This window comes from Methylobacillus methanolivorans, assembly GCF_054588515.1.
In genome coordinates, this window is sequence record NZ_BAAILT010000004.1 from 471,878 (window position 1) to 491,853 (window position 19,976).

A 19,976-nucleotide genomic window follows, 5' to 3' on the forward strand; every position below is an offset into this window, starting at 1 on the left:
TCATGAGATTGAGTGTAGAGCAGAAGCCTGGTGCAGGCAATTATTGATGAGGCCGATTTCAGGCATAAAAAAAGCGGGTTTCCCCGCTTTTTTGACTATCGCATCGATTAGATGCTGTAGTACATGCTGAACTCGATTGGATGCGGAGTCTGACGCAGCTTGGTCACCTCTTCCATCTTCAGGTCGATGTAAGAGTTGATCCAGTCTTCGGAGAATACGCCACCACGGGTCAGGAACTCGCGATCCTTGTCCAGGGCTTCCAGCGCTTGTTCCAGCGAGGAGGCAACAGTTGGGATAGCTGCATCTTCTTCTGGTGGCAAGTGGTAGAGATCCTTGGTTGCAGGCTCACCTGGGTGAATCTTGTTTTGTACGCCGTCCAGGCCGGCCATCAGCAATGCGCTGAATGCCAAGTATGGATTGGCAGTAGGATCTGGGAAGCGAGCCTCAATACGGCGAGCCTTGTCGGATTGTACGAAAGGAACGCGGATGGAAGCAGAACGGTTTTTGGCGGAGTAAGCCAGCTTTACTGGAGCTTCAAAACCAGGAACCAGACGCTTGTAGGAGTTGGTGCCAGGGTTGGTGATAGCGTTCAGTGCGCGCGCGTGCTTGATGATGCCGCCGATGTAGTACAGAGCAAATTCGCTCAGGCCAGCGTAGCCGTTGCCTGCAAACAGGTTCTTGCCATCTTTCCATACGGATTGGTGAACGTGCATACCGGAGCCGTTGTCACCGAACATTGGCTTAGGCATGAAAGTGGCAGTCTTGCCGTAAGCGTGTGCTGTATTCAGCACAACGTACTTCAAGATTTGTGTCCAGTCAGCGCGCTGTACCAGTGTGCTGAACTTGGTGCCAATTTCACATTGGCCAGCAGTTGCTACTTCGTGGTGGTGCACTTCTACAGGCACGCCCAGCTCTTCCATTGTCATGACCATCGCGGAGCGAATGTCATGCAGGGAATCAACTGGAGGTACGGGGAAGTAGCCGCCTTTAACGCCAGGACGGTGGCCAGTGTTGCCGCCTTCAAATTTGTCGTTGGAGGACCATGCAGCTTCTTCGGAGTTGATCTTGACGGAGCTGCCGCTCATATCGACAGACCAGTTAATGGAGTCGAAAATGAAGAATTCTGGTTCTGGGCCGAAGTAAGCTGCATCACCAATGCCGCTGGACTTCAGATAAGCTTCAGCGCGTTTGGCGATAGAGCGTGGGTCGCGGTCATAACCCTTGCCATCGGTAGGATCGATGACGTCACAGGTCAGGAACAGAGTGGGTTCGTCCATGAACGGATCGATGTTGGCAGTATCTGGATCTGGAATCAGCAGCATGTCAGATGCCTGAATACCCTTCCAGCCAGCGATAGAAGACCCGTCGAAAGCGTGGCCTTCAGTAAACTTGTCTTCGTCGAATGCGGAAATTGGCACGGTTACGTGCTGTTCCTTACCCTTGGTGTCAGTAAAGCGAAAATCGACAAACTTGATGTCGTTTTCCTTCACAAGCTTTAATACGTCGGCCACCGCCATTTGATTCTCCTAGCTCTTTTTGAATTAAGAAGGTTATTTAAGCACTATGCTTGACACTAGCATGAAGCATGAACTGTGCCATTGAATTCATGCAATTTCTCATTTTTACACATAAGGTTATAAAAGAGAACTCCATGTTGTGCACCAAAATATTGCGTTACCCCGGTTTTATGCACCATATTTGTGCGTTGAATCTTGCCGGGCGATTTGGCGCTATACTCCGCATTTCTGAGAGGGTGAGGAGATGATGATGGAAACCTTGAGTGCTATTTTGCAAAATGCAAAACAACGTGCTGAACAGCATGGGCTTCCTTATGCGGGTGCTTTGACGCCGCAGGAGGCGCAAAAGGTACTGGATTTGGCACCTGCCGCTAAGCTGGTTGATGTACGCACCAAAGCGGAGCTTGAGCTAGTGGGGCGTGTTCCTGGTGCTACCCACATTGAGTGGGCGTTCTACCCTGGCATGGTGGCTAATCCTGATTTCTTGTCACAGCTAGATAAGCAAGTGGATCATGAGGTGTTGGTGATGTTTCTCTGCCGCACGGGCGGGCGTTCTCATAATGCTGCTGTTGTGGCAGCCCAGGCTGGGTATGCCGAAGCCTACAATGTGTTGGAAGGTTTTGAAGGGGAGTCTACCCCAGATAGCAAGCAGCGTGGCCAGATCAATGGCTGGAAAGCGGCTGGCCTGCCCTGGACCAACGCTTGAGGGTGAGTATGGATCGTTACGCAGTCATCGGCCATCCGGTTGAGCACAGCAAATCGCCGCTCATTCATGCTGCATTTGCGCAGCAAACAGGGCAGCAGCTTGAATATGGCAAGGTGCTTGCGCCACTGGATGGCTTTGCTGCTACTGTCGCGGAGATGCAAGCCCAGGGATATTCTGGAGCCAATGTCACAGTGCCTTTTAAGTTTGAGGCCTATGAGCTGGCAACAGAGTTGACGCCGCGCGCACGTCAGGCCGGTGCTGTGAATACATTGAGTTTTAGTAACCAAGTCATTCGGGGTGACAATACGGATGGCGTGGGTTTGGTGCGCGACATTTTGCATAACCTGCAATTTCCCCTGCAAGGCAAGCGCGTGTTGCTGATTGGAGCGGGAGGGGCTGCTGAGGGCGTGTTGGGGCCATTGCTGGAGGCATCTCCAGCAACCCTGTCCGTTGCCAATCGTAGTGTGGATAAGGCTCAAGCAATGGTAGCGCGCGCAAGTGCTGCTGGTGTATCGCTGGCAGCGCACAGTTTTGATGCATTGCCAGGACAAGTGTTTGATGTAGTAATTAACGCGACCTCCAGTGGTTTGAGCAACGAGCGGCTGCCATTGTCCTCTGGCTTGTTTGCCACTGATGCGCTGGCCTATGACATGATGTATGGGCGCGAAACGCCTTTCATGCAATATGCCCGTGAAGAAGGCGTGGCAAGAATTGCAGATGGCTTGGGTATGTTGGTAGAGCAGGCAGCGGAAGCATTTTATCTATGGCGGCAGGTGCGTCCGGATACTACTCCCGTTATTTCTGCAATGCGCGCATCATGATCAAGCGATGGTTTTGGCGAGGCTTGCTGCTGGTGATTGTGCTGGTGGTGCTGTATCAATTATGGATATTCATGCATATCCTTTGGTGGGTGGAGCATAACCCCTCGAGTAGCGCATTCATGCGTACCAGCTTAAGCACCTTGCAAGAGGAAAACCCCGATGCCACGCTCAAGCATCAATGGGTCGCATACCAGAAAATTTCCCGTAACCTCAAACGTGCAGTGATTGCGTCAGAAGATGCCAAGTTTGTTGGTCATGAGGGCTTCGACTGGGATGGTATCCAGAAGGCATACGAAAAAAACTGGCAAAAAGGCAAAATTGTCGCAGGTGGCTCTACTATCAGCCAGCAGCTTGCCAAGAACCTGTTTCTTTCCACCGGGCGCACGCCATGGCGCAAGCTGGAAGAGGTGGCGATTACCTGGATGCTGGAGCGCATGATGAGCAAGCGCCGCATTTTCGAGATTTATCTCAATGTCATCGAATGGGGTAATGGCGTATTTGGTGCCGAAGCGGCGGCACGGCATTACTACAAAACCAGCGCTGCCAATCTTAGCGCAGGGCAGGCGGCGAAACTGGCGGCGATGATTCCTAACCCTAAGTATTATGACAAGCACCGTGAAGCGAGAGGGCTAGTGCGCAAAACGGGCATTATTGAGTCACGCATGCGCTATGCTGCGGTGCCGTGATGCGTGATAAAGCCGCGATAGGCTTGTGTTAAAATAAACCTTTTGAATTTAAACAACATGCGCCTCTGCTTCCTGATCCTGATTGCAAGCCTGACCCTGGCGGCCTGTGGCACCAAGGGCGATCTTTATATCCCGGAAAAGCAGTATCCGCAGGATCCCCTGCCGCAACAAGAACCTTCTCGATGAGTTGTCTGTGAATCCATTTCAGTTGAAAAATGGCATCCTGCATGCCGAAAATGTACCGTTGAACCGCATTGCCGAAGAGTTCGGTACACCCACTTACGTTTATTCCCGTGCCGCGCTGGAATCGGCCTATACCCGCTTCGATGCCGGGTTTGAAAAAGCTGATCATCTGGTGTGTTTTGCGGTGAAATCCAACCCTAGTTTGGCGGTACTCAACCTGTTTGCCCGACTAGGCGCTGGTTTTGATATTGTTTCCGGCGGTGAACTGGCCCGCGTGTTGGCTGCTGGTGGCGATCCTGCCAAGGTGGTGTTTTCTGGCGTGGGTAAGACCGAGGGTGAAATGGAAGCGGCATTAAGCGCCGGGATTTTCTGCTTCAACGTTGAATCTGCGAGTGAGCTGGATAGACTCAATGAAGTCGCTGCTCGGTTAGGCAAAGTGGCCCCGGTGTCATTGCGCGTCAACCCGAATGTTGATGCCAAGACGCATCCTTATATTTCAACAGGCCTCAAGAACAACAAGTTTGGCGTGGCTTACGAAGATGCATTTAGCCTTTATAAGCGCGCATCTGGTTTGCCGCACATCGCTGTGCATGGGGTGGATTGCCACATTGGCTCGCAATTGACGGAACTATCTCCTTTCCTTGATGCGTTTGATCGCGTACTGGTGCTGGTGGATCAGCTTGAGGCAGAAGGCATTCATATCGAGCATATTGATCTCGGTGGTGGCATTGGTATCTGTTATGCAGATGAAACCCCGCCAGATTTCGCCGTATACGCAGCGGCTATGCTTGAGAAGCTAGGTGATCGTCAGGTCAAGTTGGTGTTTGAGCCAGGGCGTGCATTGGTCGGTAATGCCGGGGCCTTGATCACCAGGGTTGAATATCTGAAGCATACCGAAGCCAAGAATTTTGCGATTGTCGATGCCGCGATGAACGATCTCATGCGTCCAGCGTTGTATGACGCGTATCATGAGATCGCTGCTATTACCCCGGCAGTTGATCAATCTAAGGCTCAGGTATATGAAATTGTCGGCCCGGTGTGTGAGAGCGGTGACTTCCTCGGACATGACCGTACACTGGCATTGCAGCAAGGTGACCTGCTGGCAGTTCTGTCTGCTGGTGCTTACGGCATGAGCATGAGTTCAAACTACAACACGCGCCCAAGAGCGGCTGAAATTATGGTGGATGGTGATCAGGTTCACCTGATCCGCCAGCGTGAAACCATAGAGCAACTGTTCGCCCTGGAAAAGATTCTCGGCTAAACTGTTGCGACAAGTCAAAAAAGATAAAAGGAGATTGAAATGCGCCTGATACTTGCCATTTTCCTACCCTGGTTGCAGTTCTTTACCATAGGTCGCCCGATTGCAGGCATCATCTGCCTCATCCTGCAAATTACCATTATCGGTTGGCTGCCTGCTGCGATCTGGTCCGTATATGCGCTGAGCGAATACAAGACTGACCAGAAAATCCAGAGAGCGTTGCAGAAGTAACCTGGGAGGTTTCCCTAAAATAAAAAAGCCAGCAATTTGCTGGCTTTTTTATTGTCTTTTGCATGAGGATATTTAGGCAGGCCTCAGGAGCTTTTCCTTTGGCCCATCAGCGGCAATCTTGCCGCTATCCATGGCAATGATGCGTTGTACTGCCGTCATCATGGCGGCGCTATGGCTGATCATGACCAGGTTGCCATTGCAGATCACTTGCGGCAGGCGCTGGGCCAAGAGTTGTTCGCCTTCGGGGTCTAGGCCTAGGCTAGGTTCGTCCAGTAGCAGGATGTTGCTTTGTTGGGCAAAGGCTCTTGCCAAGGCAACTTTCTGACGTTGGCCGCCGGAGAGGTTACTACCACGGTCAGCAATGGCCATGGTGAGCGTAAGCCTGCCTTGCTTGAGTTCATCCTCTAAGCCAGAGGCCCACAATGCGCGTTGCAGGCGTTCGCTCTGCGGTTTGCTACCAGCCAGCAATAAATTGGCTTCCAACGTGCCTGCAAACAGCACAGGCTCCTGTGGCTTGTAAGCCATCCAGCGTGCACGGTCTTCAGGGGCAATGGCATGCAGCTCATAGCCATCAATTAATATTTCACCTTCATCGGCAATACTTAATCCTGCTATCAGCTTGAGTAGCGTGCTCTTGCCTGCACCTGGACGGCCCAGCAGGCCGATTTTTTCGCCCGCGATAATGTTGAGGCTGACGTTATCCAGTGCAGCAGGGCGATCAGGATAACGCTTGGTCAGACGCAACAGGGTGATGTCACCCTTAGCTTCTGGCTTGTTCACCTTGAAGGAGGCATGCGGCGCGGATTGTGCAATGTCTTGGCTGACGCCGTGCGCAGCCTTGCCGGATTCCAGCAGGTCGTCCATCCGTTTGGCCGAGCGTGCAAAATCTTCCCATTTGCCGAGTACCAGATATAGCGAGGTTACCAACATCATGGCGCGCGCTGCCAGCAGTGAGCATGCAATGAGGCCACCTACAGACAGCATGCGTGCCTCGATCAGGTAGGCGCCTAGGGTGAGCACGGCTACCGTGGTGAAGGTCATCATGCCTGCCGAGAGCGTGTTGCTATGGCTGGCAGAAAGCCTGCGTGCGGCTTCCAGTTCACTTACTTTATCTGATTGCGTGCGCCAGCCTTGCAATAGGCCGGTGACGCCTGGAATGGTGCGCACTACCTCCATGCCCTGCAATATCTCGCCAATATAGGCCATACGCTGGGTGGAGGTTTTCTCAGCATCGCGGTTCAGACGCAAAGTCTGGCGCTGTACGAGATAGCCTATGCCAGCATAAATAAGTGTGAGTACGCCCACCAGAATCATGATCGGCCAGGCAATAAAGCCAATGACCAATAGATACAGAAGGTAGAATGGCAAATCTGCAATTGCCAGTAGATAGGTGGAAGAAACGAAATTCAGCGCATTGGTCAAATCACGATAATGTGCGAGGAAAGTCGCCACGCCGCCTGCCGGCATGTCACGGTCAGCAAGCAGCTTGTGCCACAGCCCTTCATCCGTCTTGCGCGCCATATCGGCTGCCACACGCTCCACTGTCCAGTTGCGCGTGATACGCATACCCACGTCTAGCGCGATGAAGATCAACATGCCGATCACCAGGGCCCACAATGTCTCAAAAACCCCGTTGCTGACGATCTTGTCGTACACCAGCATGGAGAACAGCGGCAGCAGGATTTGACCGCTGTTGATCAAAAGGCTGGAGAGTCCTACCTCCAACCACTGGTTGCGGAATAATTGCCAAAGACTAGCAATTGGGGGAGATTTTTTATGCTCAATCATCAAGCGGTTAACCAGTGAACCGTGGCAATCGCATTGGTACTCGCATCTCGATCTGCTGCAGAGGCATAGATAAAGTAATCCACTCCAGTAGCACCGGAGACTGTAGTTGCAAAATTATTATAGTAGGCATCTGAAATCGTCAATCTATCGCCTGTAGTAGGATCACCAGCATTGGTTGGCGCATCGTTGTATATCGTGATGGCAACTGATTGGGATGCGGTAGGTGTGCTATTGGCACCATTGACAATATTGTTAATGGTGATGGCATCGATAACAAAATTGTTAAGTGATCCATCGCCTTTCACATCAAGCACTTCAACATTTGTCACTTTTGCACCACCAGCACCGCTACCTGTATAGAACGTTGAGAGATTGTAGTTCTGTCCATCCACAAAACCCTCTAGTTTCAAGGTATCCCGGCCATCACCCCCATTGATGCTAGTAAAGCGGTCGGGGAACGGTGTAGGAGTATTGGATGCCCCACTTACGTTGACTGAAGCAATGATGTAATCATTGCCACTGCCACCTGAGACGACATCCTGGCCGAGACGGGCATCAATCCAGTCATTGCCATCACCGCCGAATATAGTGTCATTCCCCAGCCCGCCTATAATGCTGTCATCTCCTCCGCCTCCATAGATAAGATCATTGCCAGCCCCACCATAAATAGTGTCATTGTTACTGTTGAGGTTGCCTCCACTGCCTGGGGTTGTATCCTGATTATCACCATAAATCGTGTCGTTACCTGCACCGCCGTAAAGTAGATCACGGCCAGTACCGCCTATGATGAGATTACCCGCATCTCCTGCGCCGGTGGTATCCACGCCACCATAAATCGTATCGTCACCGGCACCACCTAGCAGGGTATCGGCACCATTGCCGCCAATGATGAAGTCGCGACCACTTCCACCGTCTATTCTGTTGGCACCGCTATCGCCCTTGAGAAAATCGTTATATTCGGTACCTATCAAATTCTGTATTTGCACCAAACTGTCTGTCCCTATGGAGGTTCCCAGCGTGCCTGTGCCCGCAGTGCCAAGCTGGGCGCTGTCCCCGGCAATAATATCCCGGGCCGTGGCAGCCTGGAGCGTCACCGCGATGCCATAGTTATTGAAGGTATGCTCGACGTTTATCGAAGCAGTAGTAGAGAGGTCAATATAGACGCCATTGTCGGCATGGAAATAGGTCGCGGTGTTATTGCCACCGCCACCGATCAGGGTATCGTTGCCGCCCATGCCTTCCAGAGTGTCATCGCCCCCCAGACCCTCGATCAGATTGGCATTGTTATCTCCATAAAGCGCATCTGCTCCGCTGCCGCCTCTCAAGTTATTGATGTTGGTTAAGGTGTCTCCAGCAGCATCCCCTGAGATGCCCACTGCACCTATCACTGTAGAAACCCCTGTTAAGGCACTGGTGAGTAGCTTGACCGTAACACCACCTGTCGAAGTTTCGTAACTGGCAGTGTCAATGCCGTTGCCACCATCGAGCACATCAGCCCCAGCGCCTCCAATCAGGGTGTCATTGCCGTCATCACCCACCAAGGAGTCATTGCCATCTTCCCCTAGAATTCGGTCATCCCCGTTACCACCATGGATAGTATCGTTTCCGGCCCCGCCATTTAATGTATCGTTTCCATCCATGCCTTCAATACTGTCATTACCATCACCAGTATTAATTTCATTGGCGACAGCACTGCCATAAACCGTATCGTTGCCGCTGCCGGTCGTAATATGTTCGATATTGCTAACCCTGACTGCCTGATTGCCACCATCTATCGTCACCATGCCATCCGCAAGGTTGACGACCAAGGATTGTGTCACGCCAACATAGGTAAGCCTGTCCGTACCGGCACCACCATCCACAGTGGTCTGGGCATTGCCCACCGTGATGACGTCATTGCCATCCCCAGTGAAAATCGAATTGATACCACTTCCGGCTGACACTGTGTCAGCACCTGTGCCGGAGATGATTGTGTTATTGCCGTTAGCAACAGTAACCAGATTATTGCCATTGCCAACATTGATGGAATTATTGCCTCCACCGGCAGATACCGTATCGTTGCCCAGTCCTGTCGTGATGTTGTTGTTGCCAGCACCCACCGTGACATTGTTCGCGCCATCACCAGCATTGATCGTATTGTTGCCATTAGTCGCGATGATGATGTCATTGCCTGCACCGGCAGTGATCGTGTTGTTGCCGCTACCAACACTGATGCGGTTATCGCCCGTTCCGCCGTCTATGGTGTTATTGCCATTGCCTGCTGTGACGGTATCATTGCCATCACGCGCGTTGATCACACTGGCAAAGTTGGCAACCGTGATCGTATCGTTGAAGTCGGTGGCATTGATATTCTGTATATTGAGCAACACATCCGCGCCGCTACCACCGCTGACCAAAGTTTCTACCGTGGTATCTTCGATATTTACGCTGATAGCAGAACCTGCATACTTGAAATCAACAGTATTATTGCCAGTTCCGCCATCAATGCGGTTGGCATCATTAGTCGCAACAATTACATCGTTGCCACTGCCTGTCGTGATATTGGAAATGCCACTCAAGATGTTGGTGATGCCATTCACCGTGCCCGATACCAAGTCCACATCAAGGTGATCGCTAACGCCGGTGTAAATCAGCGTATCGTTACCGCCATTTCCATTGATCACACCGCTTTTTACCCCGCCAGAATCCCCTGGCGCGACGGAAACCCTGAATGTATCGTTGAATGCAGTGCCGATTAGATTTTCAATCTTAATCAGGCTGACATTGCCACTGGCGCTGGTGGCAGTGCCTGTGCCCGCCTGATTCAAAGTCACGGATACTGCTTGCAACCCTGCAAAGCTGGCGGTATCGATGCCGCCCTCACCATCAAGTGTATCTGCACCACCGCCCCCCACCAAAGTATCATTGCCGTCACCGCCAATCAGACGGTTAGCACCAGCATTGCCTTCCAGTAAATCATCGCCAGCACCCCCCGTCAGGTTCTGGATATTCGCATACGTATCGGCTGCAACACCGCCACTGACAGTGCCTGTATTTGAAACAAGAGAGGCACTGACATTCTGGCCAGCAATCATGTTTTCATAACTGGCAGTATTGTTCCCCAAGCCGCCATCAAGCTGATTGGTGCCATGGCCGCCAATCAATGTGTCGTTGCCTGCGCCAGCGCTGATGATGTCATTGCCGTCGCCGCCGTCTATTTTATAGCCGATGCCATTGGCTGGAAGCACCATAATGGCTTCGCCATTCTTGGTGGCGATAAAATCATCGGCGGTGGTTGCATCAATGTATCGAAAGTAGAAGTCTTTACCTACTTCGAAAGTGAATGGGCCGGAAGTGCCTTTGATATAAGCATTAATCGTGAAGTCGGGGGTCGTAAGGGTACCACCAACATCGTAGGTAATATTTAAATCGATAGAGCCATCTGCATTCAATGATGCAGGATTAATAAACCATGTAGTGATGCCGTTGCTAGTGACAGATGTTACTCCTGGTCCTGTGATGCTAAAGCCTGGAGGTAAAGTATCGGATGAGGTTAATCTGACGGTGTCAATATTGTCCAACCCGTTGGTACTGAGATGAAATATTTTGCTCCAAGTCTCGTCGTTGGAGGAGAAGCCAGCCGTATTCCAGTGAATGTTATCGTCACCACTGGTTCCGGTAATCACTTCATTGTGTGCTTGGCTGGAGGCATTCCGCGCGGTGGAATTGAAAACAGAATCTTCGGCTTGTGATGCATCACGTGCACCAGTGGGTAAACCAGTTTGTGAGATGTCTCCCGCTACCTTGAAGCTTTCATCGTTATATAGGCTGCCATTAATGACAGGCAAGCCAATGTTCAAGTTTTCTGCAGTCTCCACCCGATTCCCCAACCGATAAGTCGACGGTTGATCCACCCTTGGTGGAATGATCGCATCCATTGCTTCACCACTATTATTGCCTCGACCATTGAGGCTGCCGCGTTGTACTTGAGCTGCGGCAGGCAGCGTTTGGGCTTGTGGTAGTGGGGCGGCCGGGGCTGATGGCGCTGAGGTGTGGTTGTTCATTGCCATGAACAATGAGGTGTAGTCGATCTCGTCTGGCTGGAGTTCGGTCAGGCGGGTGTCGATGTTTTCGCTGATGATGCGCAGGTTGCCGGCATCGGCAGCATCCACGGTGCCAACTTGCTGAAACAGTTCGGTTAGGCTGGTGTTGAATTTGTCGCCGCCAAATTCAACCTTGGGGGCGTTGGGCTCTAATGCGTCAAGAGCCCCGTTGGGGATGATGATAAAGGAGCCATCGGCAAAGCCCAGCACCAAGTCTACATCGGCAACATCGACAGACTTGAGTGCGCCATGGCTTTCTGTCAGGCGAATGATACCGTCTGCACTGGCCTCTGCCCGCGTGACGTTGGTCACGTGGTTTTGCTTGGTGCTTGGGCCGTTACGCTGTTCAGTGACTGCGGGTTGGGTAATTGCCATGGTGGTACTCCTTTTTCAATTGGTGGCCTGGCATAGTGCTAGGCTGCAACATTGCATACTCGGTCAATCAACGACGTTGCTTGTTTGCCTCTTCTAATAACGTGGCTAATAGGGCACGTTGTTCTGCTGGCGAGAATCTATCCATCATGTTGGTGATGTTGGTGCGTAGCTCCATTGAGTCATCGGTCATACGCGTCATCATGTCGCTCATGCGTGAAAGATCGGTGCCCTGGCGTGCCGTGGTCTGGATCAGTTCAGAGAAGTGATCGTTGAGCTGGGAGAGCATGTCGGCATTGCCACGCTCCATCATGCTTAGAATGGTGCCGAGCTGACGGCCTACGCGTTGCAACTCGCCACGGAACTGCGAAACGGATTCGTTGTGGTCTGCCATTGCGCGCATCATTTCACTACGCTGCTTGTTGAAGTTATCCAGTTCAGCCTGCAGCGCACGATCCTGCAAGCGTGAAGATTCACTCAGCCGCTCTTCAATGCGGCGCAGCACGCGGATTTCCTCGGTAGCAATTTCACGGCGGAACTTGAGTTCGGCCGGGTCCATGTTGGCGAGGTAGCCGGCGCTACCCGCAGCGTCAGATTCGATGACGACAGTTTCGCCTGTAGTTGTGGTGGCGACATTGCCTGCCTGACCGTTGTTGGCAAGGCGTGCAATTGCTTGTTCGATATGCTGTGCAACTTCTGAGCCCAGGATGGAAAGCACTTCTTGTGTACAGCGGCGCACAGCGACCATCATGAAGCCGAGGATGATGGAGCCGAGCAAGCCAAACAGCGAAGCTGAGAAGGCGATACCCATGGAGCGCATTGGGGCACGCATGCGGGAAACCATGTCACGGAAGACTTCAACTGGGCTATCGACACCAACATTGATCGTGGCAAAGCTGGAAATCAGTACAGCAATGTCATCCAATGTCGCCAGCAAGCCAATGAACGTACCCAGCAGGCCCAGGCCGACCAATAGGCTGGTCAGGAATTGTGGCAGGGCATTGCGGTTGGTCAGGCGGCGGCCTGCGCTATTGAGTTCTGCATCAATCGCGACTTGCTCCTGGTGGGCAATGCCACGACCACTGGATGCCGCCATCATGCGTAATACATAGGCGATATCGCCATCGTAAGCTTGTGCCCTGTCTTGCAGTTGGGCAGGGCCTTCACCGGATTGTATGGCATCGGTGAAGTCCTCCAGTTTGCTGGCTTCACGCAAGAGTCGGCGCACATTAAACAGTATCAGGATGCCGCCAAGGATGGTGATGAAGAAGATGGCGTAATTGATCTGCGGATGCGGGTTCTCGACCAAGGTTTTGACGATGGCCTCATGATAAACGGCAGCCCCCAGCAATAGCAGTACAAATGGCAAAGCCGCGTAAAAGTAGTAAATTCTTAGTCGCTTTAGCATGTGGAGCTTACCTTTAACAAATAATCTTTATCTTGGATCGCGGAATACGCGATCCCCAAAACGCATCATCGGCGACAGCAGGTAGGAAAGCACAGTGCGCTTGCCTACAACAATATCCGCTGTGACTGACATCCCCGGCGAAATCGGGCCAGCGGTTTTTGCCAGTTTGATTTCGCTGATGCTCCCAACGTCTACCCTCACCCGGTAGTAATACCCTTCACGCTCATCAAACAGCGTGTCTGCACTTACCTCTGTCACCTTGCCTGGCAAGGCACCATAAGTTGCATAGTCAAATGCGCCGATACGCACCCGCGCTGGAAGGCCATTGCGCAAGTTGGCGCGGTCATCTGGCCTGGAGCGCGTTTCCACGACGATATGCTCGTCTTCCGGCGTAATTTCCAGCAATGGCTCACCGGGCCTGATCACCCCGCCCACGGTGGATAGCATCATGCGGTTAATGAAGCCCGCCATGGGCGCCCTGACAATGTTTCGATCCAGCCGGTCAGCATTGGTCTCGAACTCTAGTGTCGAGCGTTGCAGTTCTGCCCGCACATCGGTTAATTGCGCTGTGGCATCGGCGCGGAAGCGTGCCCATAATTCGCCGATCTTGGACTCGATTTCCGCTTGTGCAGCCCTTAAACGTGGCAATGCAGCCTCAGCCTCACGTAATTGCGACTCCATGCGCTGCAAGCGGCTTTCCGCGTCCAGCAGCTCCATCTTGGAAGCAGCGCCATTCTTGTTTAAGCCTTCAATCAGCTTGTGCTGCTGGCGTGCCAGTTCTATCTCTGAAACCAGATTCCTGCGACGTGTTTCGATCTCGGCAATCTCACCGCGGCGTTGTGCGCTTTGATCGCGCAATACACGAGACTCTTCATTGATACTGGAAACACGAGCCTGCAAGGCTGCAGATTCCACTTGCTTCACTTCGGCATCATGCAAATCAGCAGGAAACTCAATGCTGGATTTGCCACGTGCTTCGGCCAGTAGCCTCGCTTCACGCCCGCGCAAGGCATCACGCTTGGTACGCTCCTGCCCGAGGTCAGAGCGCGCCTTGATATCTGAAAGCTCAATCAGTGGCTGGCCTGCTTTGACGACTTCACCTTCCTGCACGAGGATGGTTCTTACAATCCCGCCTTCAAGGTGTTGCACTATCTGCGCCTTACCTGCCGGCACTACACGGCCCACCGTACGCACGATCAGGTCAACTTGAGCTAATGCTGCCCAGCTCACCAGTGCTATTACCGCCGCTACGCTGATCAGGACAAAAGCCCGGGATGGCGTCATGGCGTTCCACTGTTTTTGCAGCCAATTCATCCGTTTGCTGGCCGGTTAAGGCTTCTTGCTCGCTGGGACGACCGAGACCAGCGAACTATCCGACCTGGCGTTGCCATCAATGATGGAAACACGGATACGGTCAGCGGGTAGCTTCATGTCGATCAACAGGTTGCGTACAGCCATGGCACGGTAGAAAGCCAGGCGTCGTGCTTCGGTAAACCCAGGCGGAACGCTGACTTCAAGCGTAGCTCCACCACTTTCCACGATAGGTTGCAGCGGGCTGCGTAATTCGTCAGCCTCATTGCTTGAGATGGTGATGGCATCGTCAACAAAGTCGACCACTAGGCCGCCTTGTGCTCCAGCCACTGTCATATCGGGTTCCTCAGCACGGATGGTGGCAGAGACCACGCGACGAGGACTGTTGCGGCCCGCAGATTTTTCATGATGCAGGGCGGCCAGCTCTTCCTTCAGTTTGCGGGCTTCTTCATCCTTGCCCTTGAGTGCCGCCAGTTGCTTTTGCAAGGCGGCAACTTGTAGGCGCAGGCGGGCTGCATCATCGTCGGATTGATACGAAGTCGGTTCTACTGCTTCCATGTCGGAGGGTGTGAGCTGCGAAACCTGTTGCTGTGCTTCTGTTGGAGGGGCGACTGGTGTTTCAGCGCTGATTTGACGGCGGCCCAACTCCATGGCAAAGATAAAGACGGCAATAGTGAGAATCACCACGACAAACAGCAGGTTCAGCACAAGATTGCTGACTGCATCCACATAGCCGGGCCAGAAAATCCCTGAGTCTTCCTGTTCGTTATCAAGCTGCATGGCGTTATCTCACTATTCCTTGGGCAGCGGCGTCGCCGTGCCTGCATCTAACGGGCTCAGCGGTGTTGTCACGGCATCATCCGTCTGGGCTGGGAGAGTTGTGGCCGGGCCGAAACCCGGCATCTTGTTGGCTGCTGCCAATGTCACAGGCTGTGATTGGCCGAGCAAGCGATTGATTTGCGACAAGGCATCAATTTCCTGAGCATGTAGCGTCACGAGACGAGTACGTGCCTGATACTGGCGGTCATACACATCCAGCAGATCAAGCAGGGATTGATTGCCAGCAAACATCTTCTCTGACATGGCATTGGCGGCTGAAGTAATCGCATTGAGCTCGCGATAACCAGCAACCAATTGCTCGCGGGAAGATTCGAGGATGGCATATTGCGAGATCATGGCCTGGCTGATGCGGCGTTGCAGGTCATCTAGGCGATAGCGGGATTCTTCGATGCGGGAGAGTTTTTCCTTGGTCAGGTAATAATCGGTCCCACCGTTGAACAGGTTCCAGTTCATGACAACCATGAAGCGTTTGTCATCCTGCTCACCTACTGGCCCGCCTGCATTATCCGTGGTCCATCTGGATAGCTCCAGATCCAGGCGCGGCGCATAGCGGGAACGCGCGACGTTTTGGTCAATCTGCGAGGCGCGTAACTCTTCGCGTATGGAAGCGATATCAGGGCTGTTGTTCATCGCGATCTTGATGGCGTCGGCAGCAGTTGCTGGGATGACGCCCATATCTTCGCGCTCGGGCAAGCGGATATTTTGCGGGGCAATGTTAGTCAGGCGCAGAAACTCGACGCTGGCAGCGGAGTGAGCCGCTTCCTGTTGGGTACGTGCAGCACGGGCTGAAAGGCTGCGGGCGCGTACACGTTCACGGTCTGCATCGCTGGAGGCACCTGCGGTGGCACGTTTGTCTACGTAAGCGAAAAGTTCGTTGAGCTGGTTCTCATAACCTAATGAGAGGTCGGCATTGAGGCGGCTGGTGGTCAAGCCAAGATAGGCATTGACTGTGGCTAGCCAGGCATCACCCTGGGTGCCGCGTAGGCTTTCCTCACGGGAATTGATGACGGCTTGGCGGCGCTTCCAGTCATAGATGCTGGGCATATCTAACAATGGCTGGCGCAGCGTGATGACGCGGTCTGTACGAGTATGGTGTGATTCTTCCATGCGCGAGCCAGTGCGGGCATCAATCGCGGATGAAGGGGAGGAGATTTCTCTGCCCTTGCCATAACGCACCGACAGGTTAGGCAACAACAGGCCACGCGCCTGCTTGGATTGCGATTCCGCCTGGTTGAGACGTTCGTCGGCAATATGCACATCCCTGCTGAAATCTACGGCAGCAACAGTGGCCGAGCGAATATCCATGGTGTCAGTCACAGTAGCGGGCAGCTGTGATGAATGCGCCTGCTCTGCGTATTCGCTGCTGAGGTATTCGTTGTGAATTTCATTGGCTACTGCAACAGGGATGCTGGAGATGCCAAATAAACGGGATAGGTGCAATTCATCCACTGCTGCTACAGATTGTGCCTGCATCGGCAAGTCCAGGTTCAATGATTGCAGGCCAATTGGCGCTACTTTCGTTTGGGCGGTTGCTAGAGGCTGTGCTGGAGTGGTAGCAACAACTGGCGCTGCTGTTACAGCAGCTACAGGCGGTTTGGCTAATTGTTCTGGAGTCGTGGGTGCAACAACCAGCTGGGGTTGTTTCAAGCTCTGTTCGGTTGCCTTGACAGCTTCGCTTGCCGCACTTGCTGCAGCATTGGCTGCGCTGGCGGCGGCTGTTGCTGCAGCAGCGGCGGCATTGGCTGCTTCAACGGCTGCATGTGCAGCACTGGACGCAGCTTGCAATGCGCTGGCAGGAGCATTGGTGATTTCCCCTTGCGGTTCGGCAGCCCAGGCTGCTGTCACCACTAACATAGGCCATGTACATTTAAACATGAAGTGTTTGCGGTTGTTTAGCACGATCAACCCTTAGTCATTTTTATGGATAACCAGGCGGAATGTTATCCGCCATGTCGCTTCAATCTACCTCAAAACCTATTACCTAACTGTCAACCATTGTGAATCACATGGTTAACGACAAGTCATCCTGCAGCATGAATTGCGCCAGTGATGACTTGTCGCGGGCTAGTCTAATGTTGCTTGGTATGAATGTCATTGTTTTTATGGGGGTTTTAGTCCAATTGGACTATGCCCTTATTGCTTGTTTGACTCGGAGTACTCACCTCGTACGCCACTATAGTGCGTGCGGAAACGTTAGCATTCCGTCATTGGCGTCGGCTTTTCGGCAACCGGATGTATTAGTCGAAAATAACGGTCTTGTTTGCGTAGAGCAGGATGCGGTTTTCTATGTGCCAGCGTACAGCACGGGATAACACGACACGCTCAAGATCGCGACCCTTTTGGATGAGGTCTTCGACTTGGTCGCGATGTGAAATGCGCGCGATATCTTGTTCGATGATGGGGCCTTCGTCCAAGATTTCTGTCACGTAGTGGCTGGTGGCGCCAATCAGCTTGACGCCACGTTCGAAGGCTCGATGATAGGGGCGGGCGCCAATAAAGGCAGGCAGGAAAGAGTGGTGGATGTTGATGACGCGATGCGGGTAGCGCTTGACGAAATCTGGCGAGAGAATCTGCATGTAGCGTGCCAGGACGATCAGGTCGATCTGGTATTCATCGAACAAGGCAAATTGTTTTGCTTCTGCCTCTGCCTTGTTCTCTTTGGTGACTTCGATATGGAAAAACGGGATGCCATAAAATTGCGCTAGTTTTTCTGTGTCGCGATGATTGCTGATGATGAGGGGGATGTCGCAATCCAGCTCTCCACTTTGGTGTCGGTGCAACAGGTCAACTAGGCAGTGGTCATATTGTGAGACCATGATCGCCATGCGCGCGCGGCGTTGGGAGGCCTTGAGCTCCCAATCCATGCTGAATTGGCTCGCAATCGGCGAGAAGTGATCCGTGAAGTTGTCCAGGTTGACAGATGCGCCCTCCAGATCGAATTCCACGCGCATTAGGAACAGGTTGTTCTCGGCATCCTGATGCTGGTCTGCATGCAGGATGTTGGCATCGTGGCGATAAAGAAAATCGGCAATCGATGCAACGATGCCTTTGCGGTCAGGGCAGGTCACAAGAAGGGTTGCAGTGTTTTTCATCGTGGTTCTGGACGTAGTCAACGCAAAAGCCGCCATTATACTGGGATTTGCCGCTCATGCAGGCAATCATCTCCAAGAGGGCTGGATTCAAAGTTATGGTGAAGACAAGCCGCGTCTGTGGTATCGTTTACGAGTAAAAATAACAGTCGCCCAGCCCGTTGTTCAGGCCTGCCAGGCCGGGTTGTGGACAATTGCCTGGTGGTACCAAGATCGTGAAAAAACAATTACCTTATTTCCTGCTGATTTTTCTGATTCCCGTCACCTTGGTGTTATGGTGGTGGGGCCTGTTTTCGTCTGCCGATGTAGAGATTGCCGAGCGCGGCGATTACCGCTACGCCTACCTCGAAGCTGAAGGGCCTTATTCCAAGCTCTCCAGCAAGCAAGAGGAAGTGCTGCATGAGTTGGTACAACAGAACATCAAGCCGGGGCCTGAAATCACCTTGATTTTTAGTGATCCACGCACCACGCCTTACAAGGAGCTGCATGCACGTGCTGGCTTTATCATTGATGCTGATGCGAAGCCTGCGGCACCTATTCAGGTAGATACCGTACCCGTGCGTAAGGTATTTGTTTCCAGCATCAAGGCGCATCCTTTGCTTGCATATGGCAAGACTTACTCCAAGGTACTGGATTTCGTCAAAGCCAAGAACACGACCTTGAACCTGCCTACGGTGGAAATTGTCGATGATAGTGTCCTCAGTGTCGAAATGCCGCTGGAACCTGTTGCCCAACCTGAACACAAAGCAGGAGTCTCGCCTTGAACTTCATTGCACTGATCGGCGCCCTGGCGCTCACCTATTACCGACCCCATCGCAAGCTGGACTGGTTGCAGGAGATCGTCGCGCCGATAGTTCAGTTGCTTGAGCGAAATTTCAATGGCGGCAATCGCCTGCAAGGCATCACGGCATGGGCGTTGGTCGTGCTACTACCTAGCTTATTGGTGGGCGTGGTTTATTACGTGCTACTCCAGGTGAATGCGATTCTGGGCATTATTTTCGGCGTGGCGTTACTTTACTTCACATTACGTCTGAGCCAGTTTGGTCCGCGTGCAGAAGAGATCATTGCCGCATTGCGCACCGGTAATATCGACGAAGCCCGCTTATTACTGGGGCAGTGGGAAAAAGTTGATACTGACAGCTTTACGCTTACCCAGATCGCACAGGTGAGTGTAGAAACGGTGTTGTCACGTTCACATTATGGTCTGTTTGCGCCAATTTTCTGGTTTGTCATCCTTGGCCCTGCCGGTGCATTGTTCTACCGTCTTTCCCATATTGTCACCATGGAGTGGCAACCCCATGAAGCTACCGCTTTTAATGACTGGTCACGCAAGGTATTTAGCTGGCTGAATTGGCCTCCGGCTTTTGTGACCGCAGGTAGCTATGCGATCGTGGGCGACTTTGAAGATGCCATCTATTGCTGGCGTTCGCAGGCTCAGACTTGGTCTGACAAGGCGATGGGCATGATATTGGCAAGTGGTGCCGGTGCGTTGGGTGTGAAGATAGGCGAGCCATTGCCGATGAATGGCATCCTGGTGTTCCGTCCTGAAATTGGCTTGGGTGACCCCGCTGATGCGGACTACTTGCGCAGCACGGTCGGCCTCGTTTGGCGGGTGCTGGTATTGCTGATCGGATTATTGCTGCTGCTGACGTTTGCTCACTGGCTGGGCCAGTGACAAGCGTTG

At 52.7% G+C, this 19,976-nt stretch carries 16 protein-coding genes; 8 read left to right on the forward strand and 8 right to left on the reverse strand.

Features of this window, described 5'->3' with window-relative positions:
- Positions 1–107: 107 nt before the first annotated feature.
- Positions 108–1,517 carry a type I glutamate--ammonia ligase gene (gene glnA, locus LG202_RS12150; protein WP_230348633.1) on the reverse strand — a complete coding sequence of 470 codons (1,410 nt, stop codon included), beginning with the start codon at positions 1,515–1,517 and terminating at the stop codon, positions 108–110.
- A gap of 250 nt (positions 1,518–1,767) precedes the next feature.
- Between glnA and LG202_RS12155 the strand changes: the two genes are divergently transcribed.
- From LG202_RS12155 to LG202_RS12180, 6 genes are read left to right on the forward strand one after another with little or no spacing between them, the layout of a single operon-like run.
- Positions 1,768–2,223: a rhodanese-like domain-containing protein gene (locus LG202_RS12155; RefSeq protein WP_230348777.1), complete on the forward strand. Its 456-nt coding sequence runs from the start codon at positions 1,768–1,770 to the stop codon at positions 2,221–2,223.
- An 8-nt stretch (positions 2,224–2,231) separates the two neighbouring features.
- Positions 2,232–3,044, forward strand: a complete 813-nt coding sequence (gene aroE / locus LG202_RS12160) for a shikimate dehydrogenase (RefSeq protein WP_230348634.1) — start codon at positions 2,232–2,234, stop codon at positions 3,042–3,044.
- Positions 3,041–3,730 (forward strand): monofunctional biosynthetic peptidoglycan transglycosylase, encoded by a 690-nt coding sequence (gene mtgA, locus LG202_RS12165; protein ID WP_230348635.1) that lies wholly within the window; start codon positions 3,041–3,043, stop codon positions 3,728–3,730. The genes aroE and mtgA overlap by 4 nt, the downstream gene beginning before the upstream one ends.
- A 57-nt stretch (positions 3,731–3,787) precedes the next feature.
- Positions 3,788–3,916, forward strand: a complete 129-nt coding sequence (gene lptM / locus LG202_RS12170; protein WP_230348636.1) for an LPS translocon maturation chaperone LptM — start codon at positions 3,788–3,790, stop codon at positions 3,914–3,916.
- A gap of 7 nt (positions 3,917–3,923) precedes the next feature.
- Complete coding sequence (lysA, locus tag LG202_RS12175; RefSeq protein WP_230348637.1) at positions 3,924–5,174, forward strand: diaminopimelate decarboxylase; 1,251 nt, start codon at positions 3,924–3,926, stop codon at positions 5,172–5,174.
- Positions 5,175–5,213: 39 nt separating this feature from the next.
- Complete coding sequence (locus tag LG202_RS12180) at positions 5,214–5,402, forward strand: YqaE/Pmp3 family membrane protein (protein ID WP_230348638.1); 189 nt, start codon at positions 5,214–5,216, stop codon at positions 5,400–5,402.
- Between the two features lie 72 nt (positions 5,403–5,474).
- Here the strand turns inward: LG202_RS12180 and LG202_RS12185 are convergent, their stop codons facing one another.
- The 7 genes from LG202_RS12185 to purU form a co-directional block, all read right to left on the reverse strand.
- A complete protein-coding gene (locus LG202_RS12185) occupies positions 5,475–7,190 on the reverse strand; it encodes a peptidase domain-containing ABC transporter (RefSeq protein ID WP_230348639.1) in 1,716 nt (571 codons plus the stop codon).
- Complete coding sequence (locus LG202_RS12190; RefSeq protein ID WP_230348640.1) at positions 7,190–11,647, reverse strand: beta strand repeat-containing protein; 4,458 nt, start codon at positions 11,645–11,647, stop codon at positions 7,190–7,192. The genes LG202_RS12185 and LG202_RS12190 overlap by 1 nt, the downstream gene beginning before the upstream one ends.
- A 67-nt stretch (positions 11,648–11,714) precedes the next feature.
- On the reverse strand, positions 11,715–13,052 hold the full coding sequence (locus LG202_RS12195) for a hypothetical protein (RefSeq protein ID WP_230348641.1): 1,338 nt from the start codon (positions 13,050–13,052) through the stop codon (positions 11,715–11,717).
- A 27-nt stretch (positions 13,053–13,079) separates the two neighbouring features.
- Positions 13,080–14,366: an HlyD family type I secretion periplasmic adaptor subunit gene (locus tag LG202_RS12200; protein WP_230348642.1), complete on the reverse strand. Its 1,287-nt coding sequence runs from the start codon at positions 14,364–14,366 to the stop codon at positions 13,080–13,082.
- 15 nt (positions 14,367–14,381) lie between these two features.
- Entirely contained in the window at positions 14,382–15,143 is a 762-nt protein-coding gene (locus LG202_RS12205) for a hypothetical protein (protein ID WP_230348643.1), read from the reverse strand.
- A gap of 12 nt (positions 15,144–15,155) precedes the next feature.
- Positions 15,156–17,057 carry a TolC family protein gene (locus LG202_RS12210; protein WP_230348644.1) on the reverse strand — a complete coding sequence of 634 codons (1,902 nt, stop codon included), beginning with the start codon at positions 17,055–17,057 and terminating at the stop codon, positions 15,156–15,158.
- Positions 17,058–17,440: 383 nt separating this feature from the next.
- Positions 17,441–18,295 (reverse strand): formyltetrahydrofolate deformylase, encoded by an 855-nt coding sequence (gene purU / locus LG202_RS12215; RefSeq protein ID WP_230348645.1) that lies wholly within the window; start codon positions 18,293–18,295, stop codon positions 17,441–17,443.
- Between the two features lie 212 nt (positions 18,296–18,507).
- Here purU and LG202_RS12220 point away from each other — a divergent pair, with 212 nt between their 5' ends.
- Both LG202_RS12220 and LG202_RS12225 read left to right on the forward strand, forming a co-directional pair.
- The gene (locus LG202_RS12220) at positions 18,508–19,056 is read left to right on the forward strand and encodes a GyrI-like domain-containing protein (protein WP_230348646.1); all 549 of its coding nucleotides are present in this window, start codon (positions 18,508–18,510) and stop codon (positions 19,054–19,056) included.
- Complete coding sequence (locus LG202_RS12225) at positions 19,053–19,967, forward strand: CobD/CbiB family protein (RefSeq protein ID WP_230348647.1); 915 nt, start codon at positions 19,053–19,055, stop codon at positions 19,965–19,967. The genes LG202_RS12220 and LG202_RS12225 overlap by 4 nt, the downstream gene beginning before the upstream one ends.
- Positions 19,968–19,976: the final 9 nt, after the last annotated feature.

Bases quoted from the DNA above. Each gene is read 5' to 3' on its own strand.
- LG202_RS12210 (WP_230348644.1), bottom strand. From the start codon at position 17,057: ATGTTAGTGGTGACAGCAGCCTGGGCTGCCGAACCGCAAGGGGAAATC.
- purU (WP_230348645.1), bottom strand. From the start codon at position 18,295: ATGAAAAACACTGCAACCCTTCTTGTGACCTGCCCTGACCGCAAAGGC.
- LG202_RS12185 (WP_230348639.1), bottom strand. From the start codon at position 7,190: ATGATTGAGCATAAAAAATCTCCCCCAATTGCTAGTCTTTGGCAATTA.
- LG202_RS12155 (WP_230348777.1), top strand. From the start codon at position 1,768: ATGGAAACCTTGAGTGCTATTTTGCAAAATGCAAAACAACGTGCTGAA.
- LG202_RS12195 (WP_230348641.1), bottom strand. From the start codon at position 13,052: ATGCTAAAGCGACTAAGAATTTACTACTTTTACGCGGCTTTGCCATTT.
- LG202_RS12190 (WP_230348640.1), bottom strand. From the start codon at position 11,647: ATGGCAATTACCCAACCCGCAGTCACTGAACAGCGTAACGGCCCAAGC.
- LG202_RS12200 (WP_230348642.1), bottom strand. From the start codon at position 14,366: ATGAATTGGCTGCAAAAACAGTGGAACGCCATGACGCCATCCCGGGCT.
- lptM (WP_230348636.1), top strand. From the start codon at position 3,788: ATGCGCCTCTGCTTCCTGATCCTGATTGCAAGCCTGACCCTGGCGGCC.
- LG202_RS12180 (WP_230348638.1), top strand. From the start codon at position 5,214: ATGCGCCTGATACTTGCCATTTTCCTACCCTGGTTGCAGTTCTTTACC.
- mtgA (WP_230348635.1), top strand. From the start codon at position 3,041: ATGATCAAGCGATGGTTTTGGCGAGGCTTGCTGCTGGTGATTGTGCTG.
- LG202_RS12205 (WP_230348643.1), bottom strand. From the start codon at position 15,143: ATGCAGCTTGATAACGAACAGGAAGACTCAGGGATTTTCTGGCCCGGC.
- aroE (WP_230348634.1), top strand. From the start codon at position 2,232: ATGGATCGTTACGCAGTCATCGGCCATCCGGTTGAGCACAGCAAATCG.
- glnA (WP_230348633.1), bottom strand. From the start codon at position 1,517: ATGGCGGTGGCCGACGTATTAAAGCTTGTGAAGGAAAACGACATCAAG.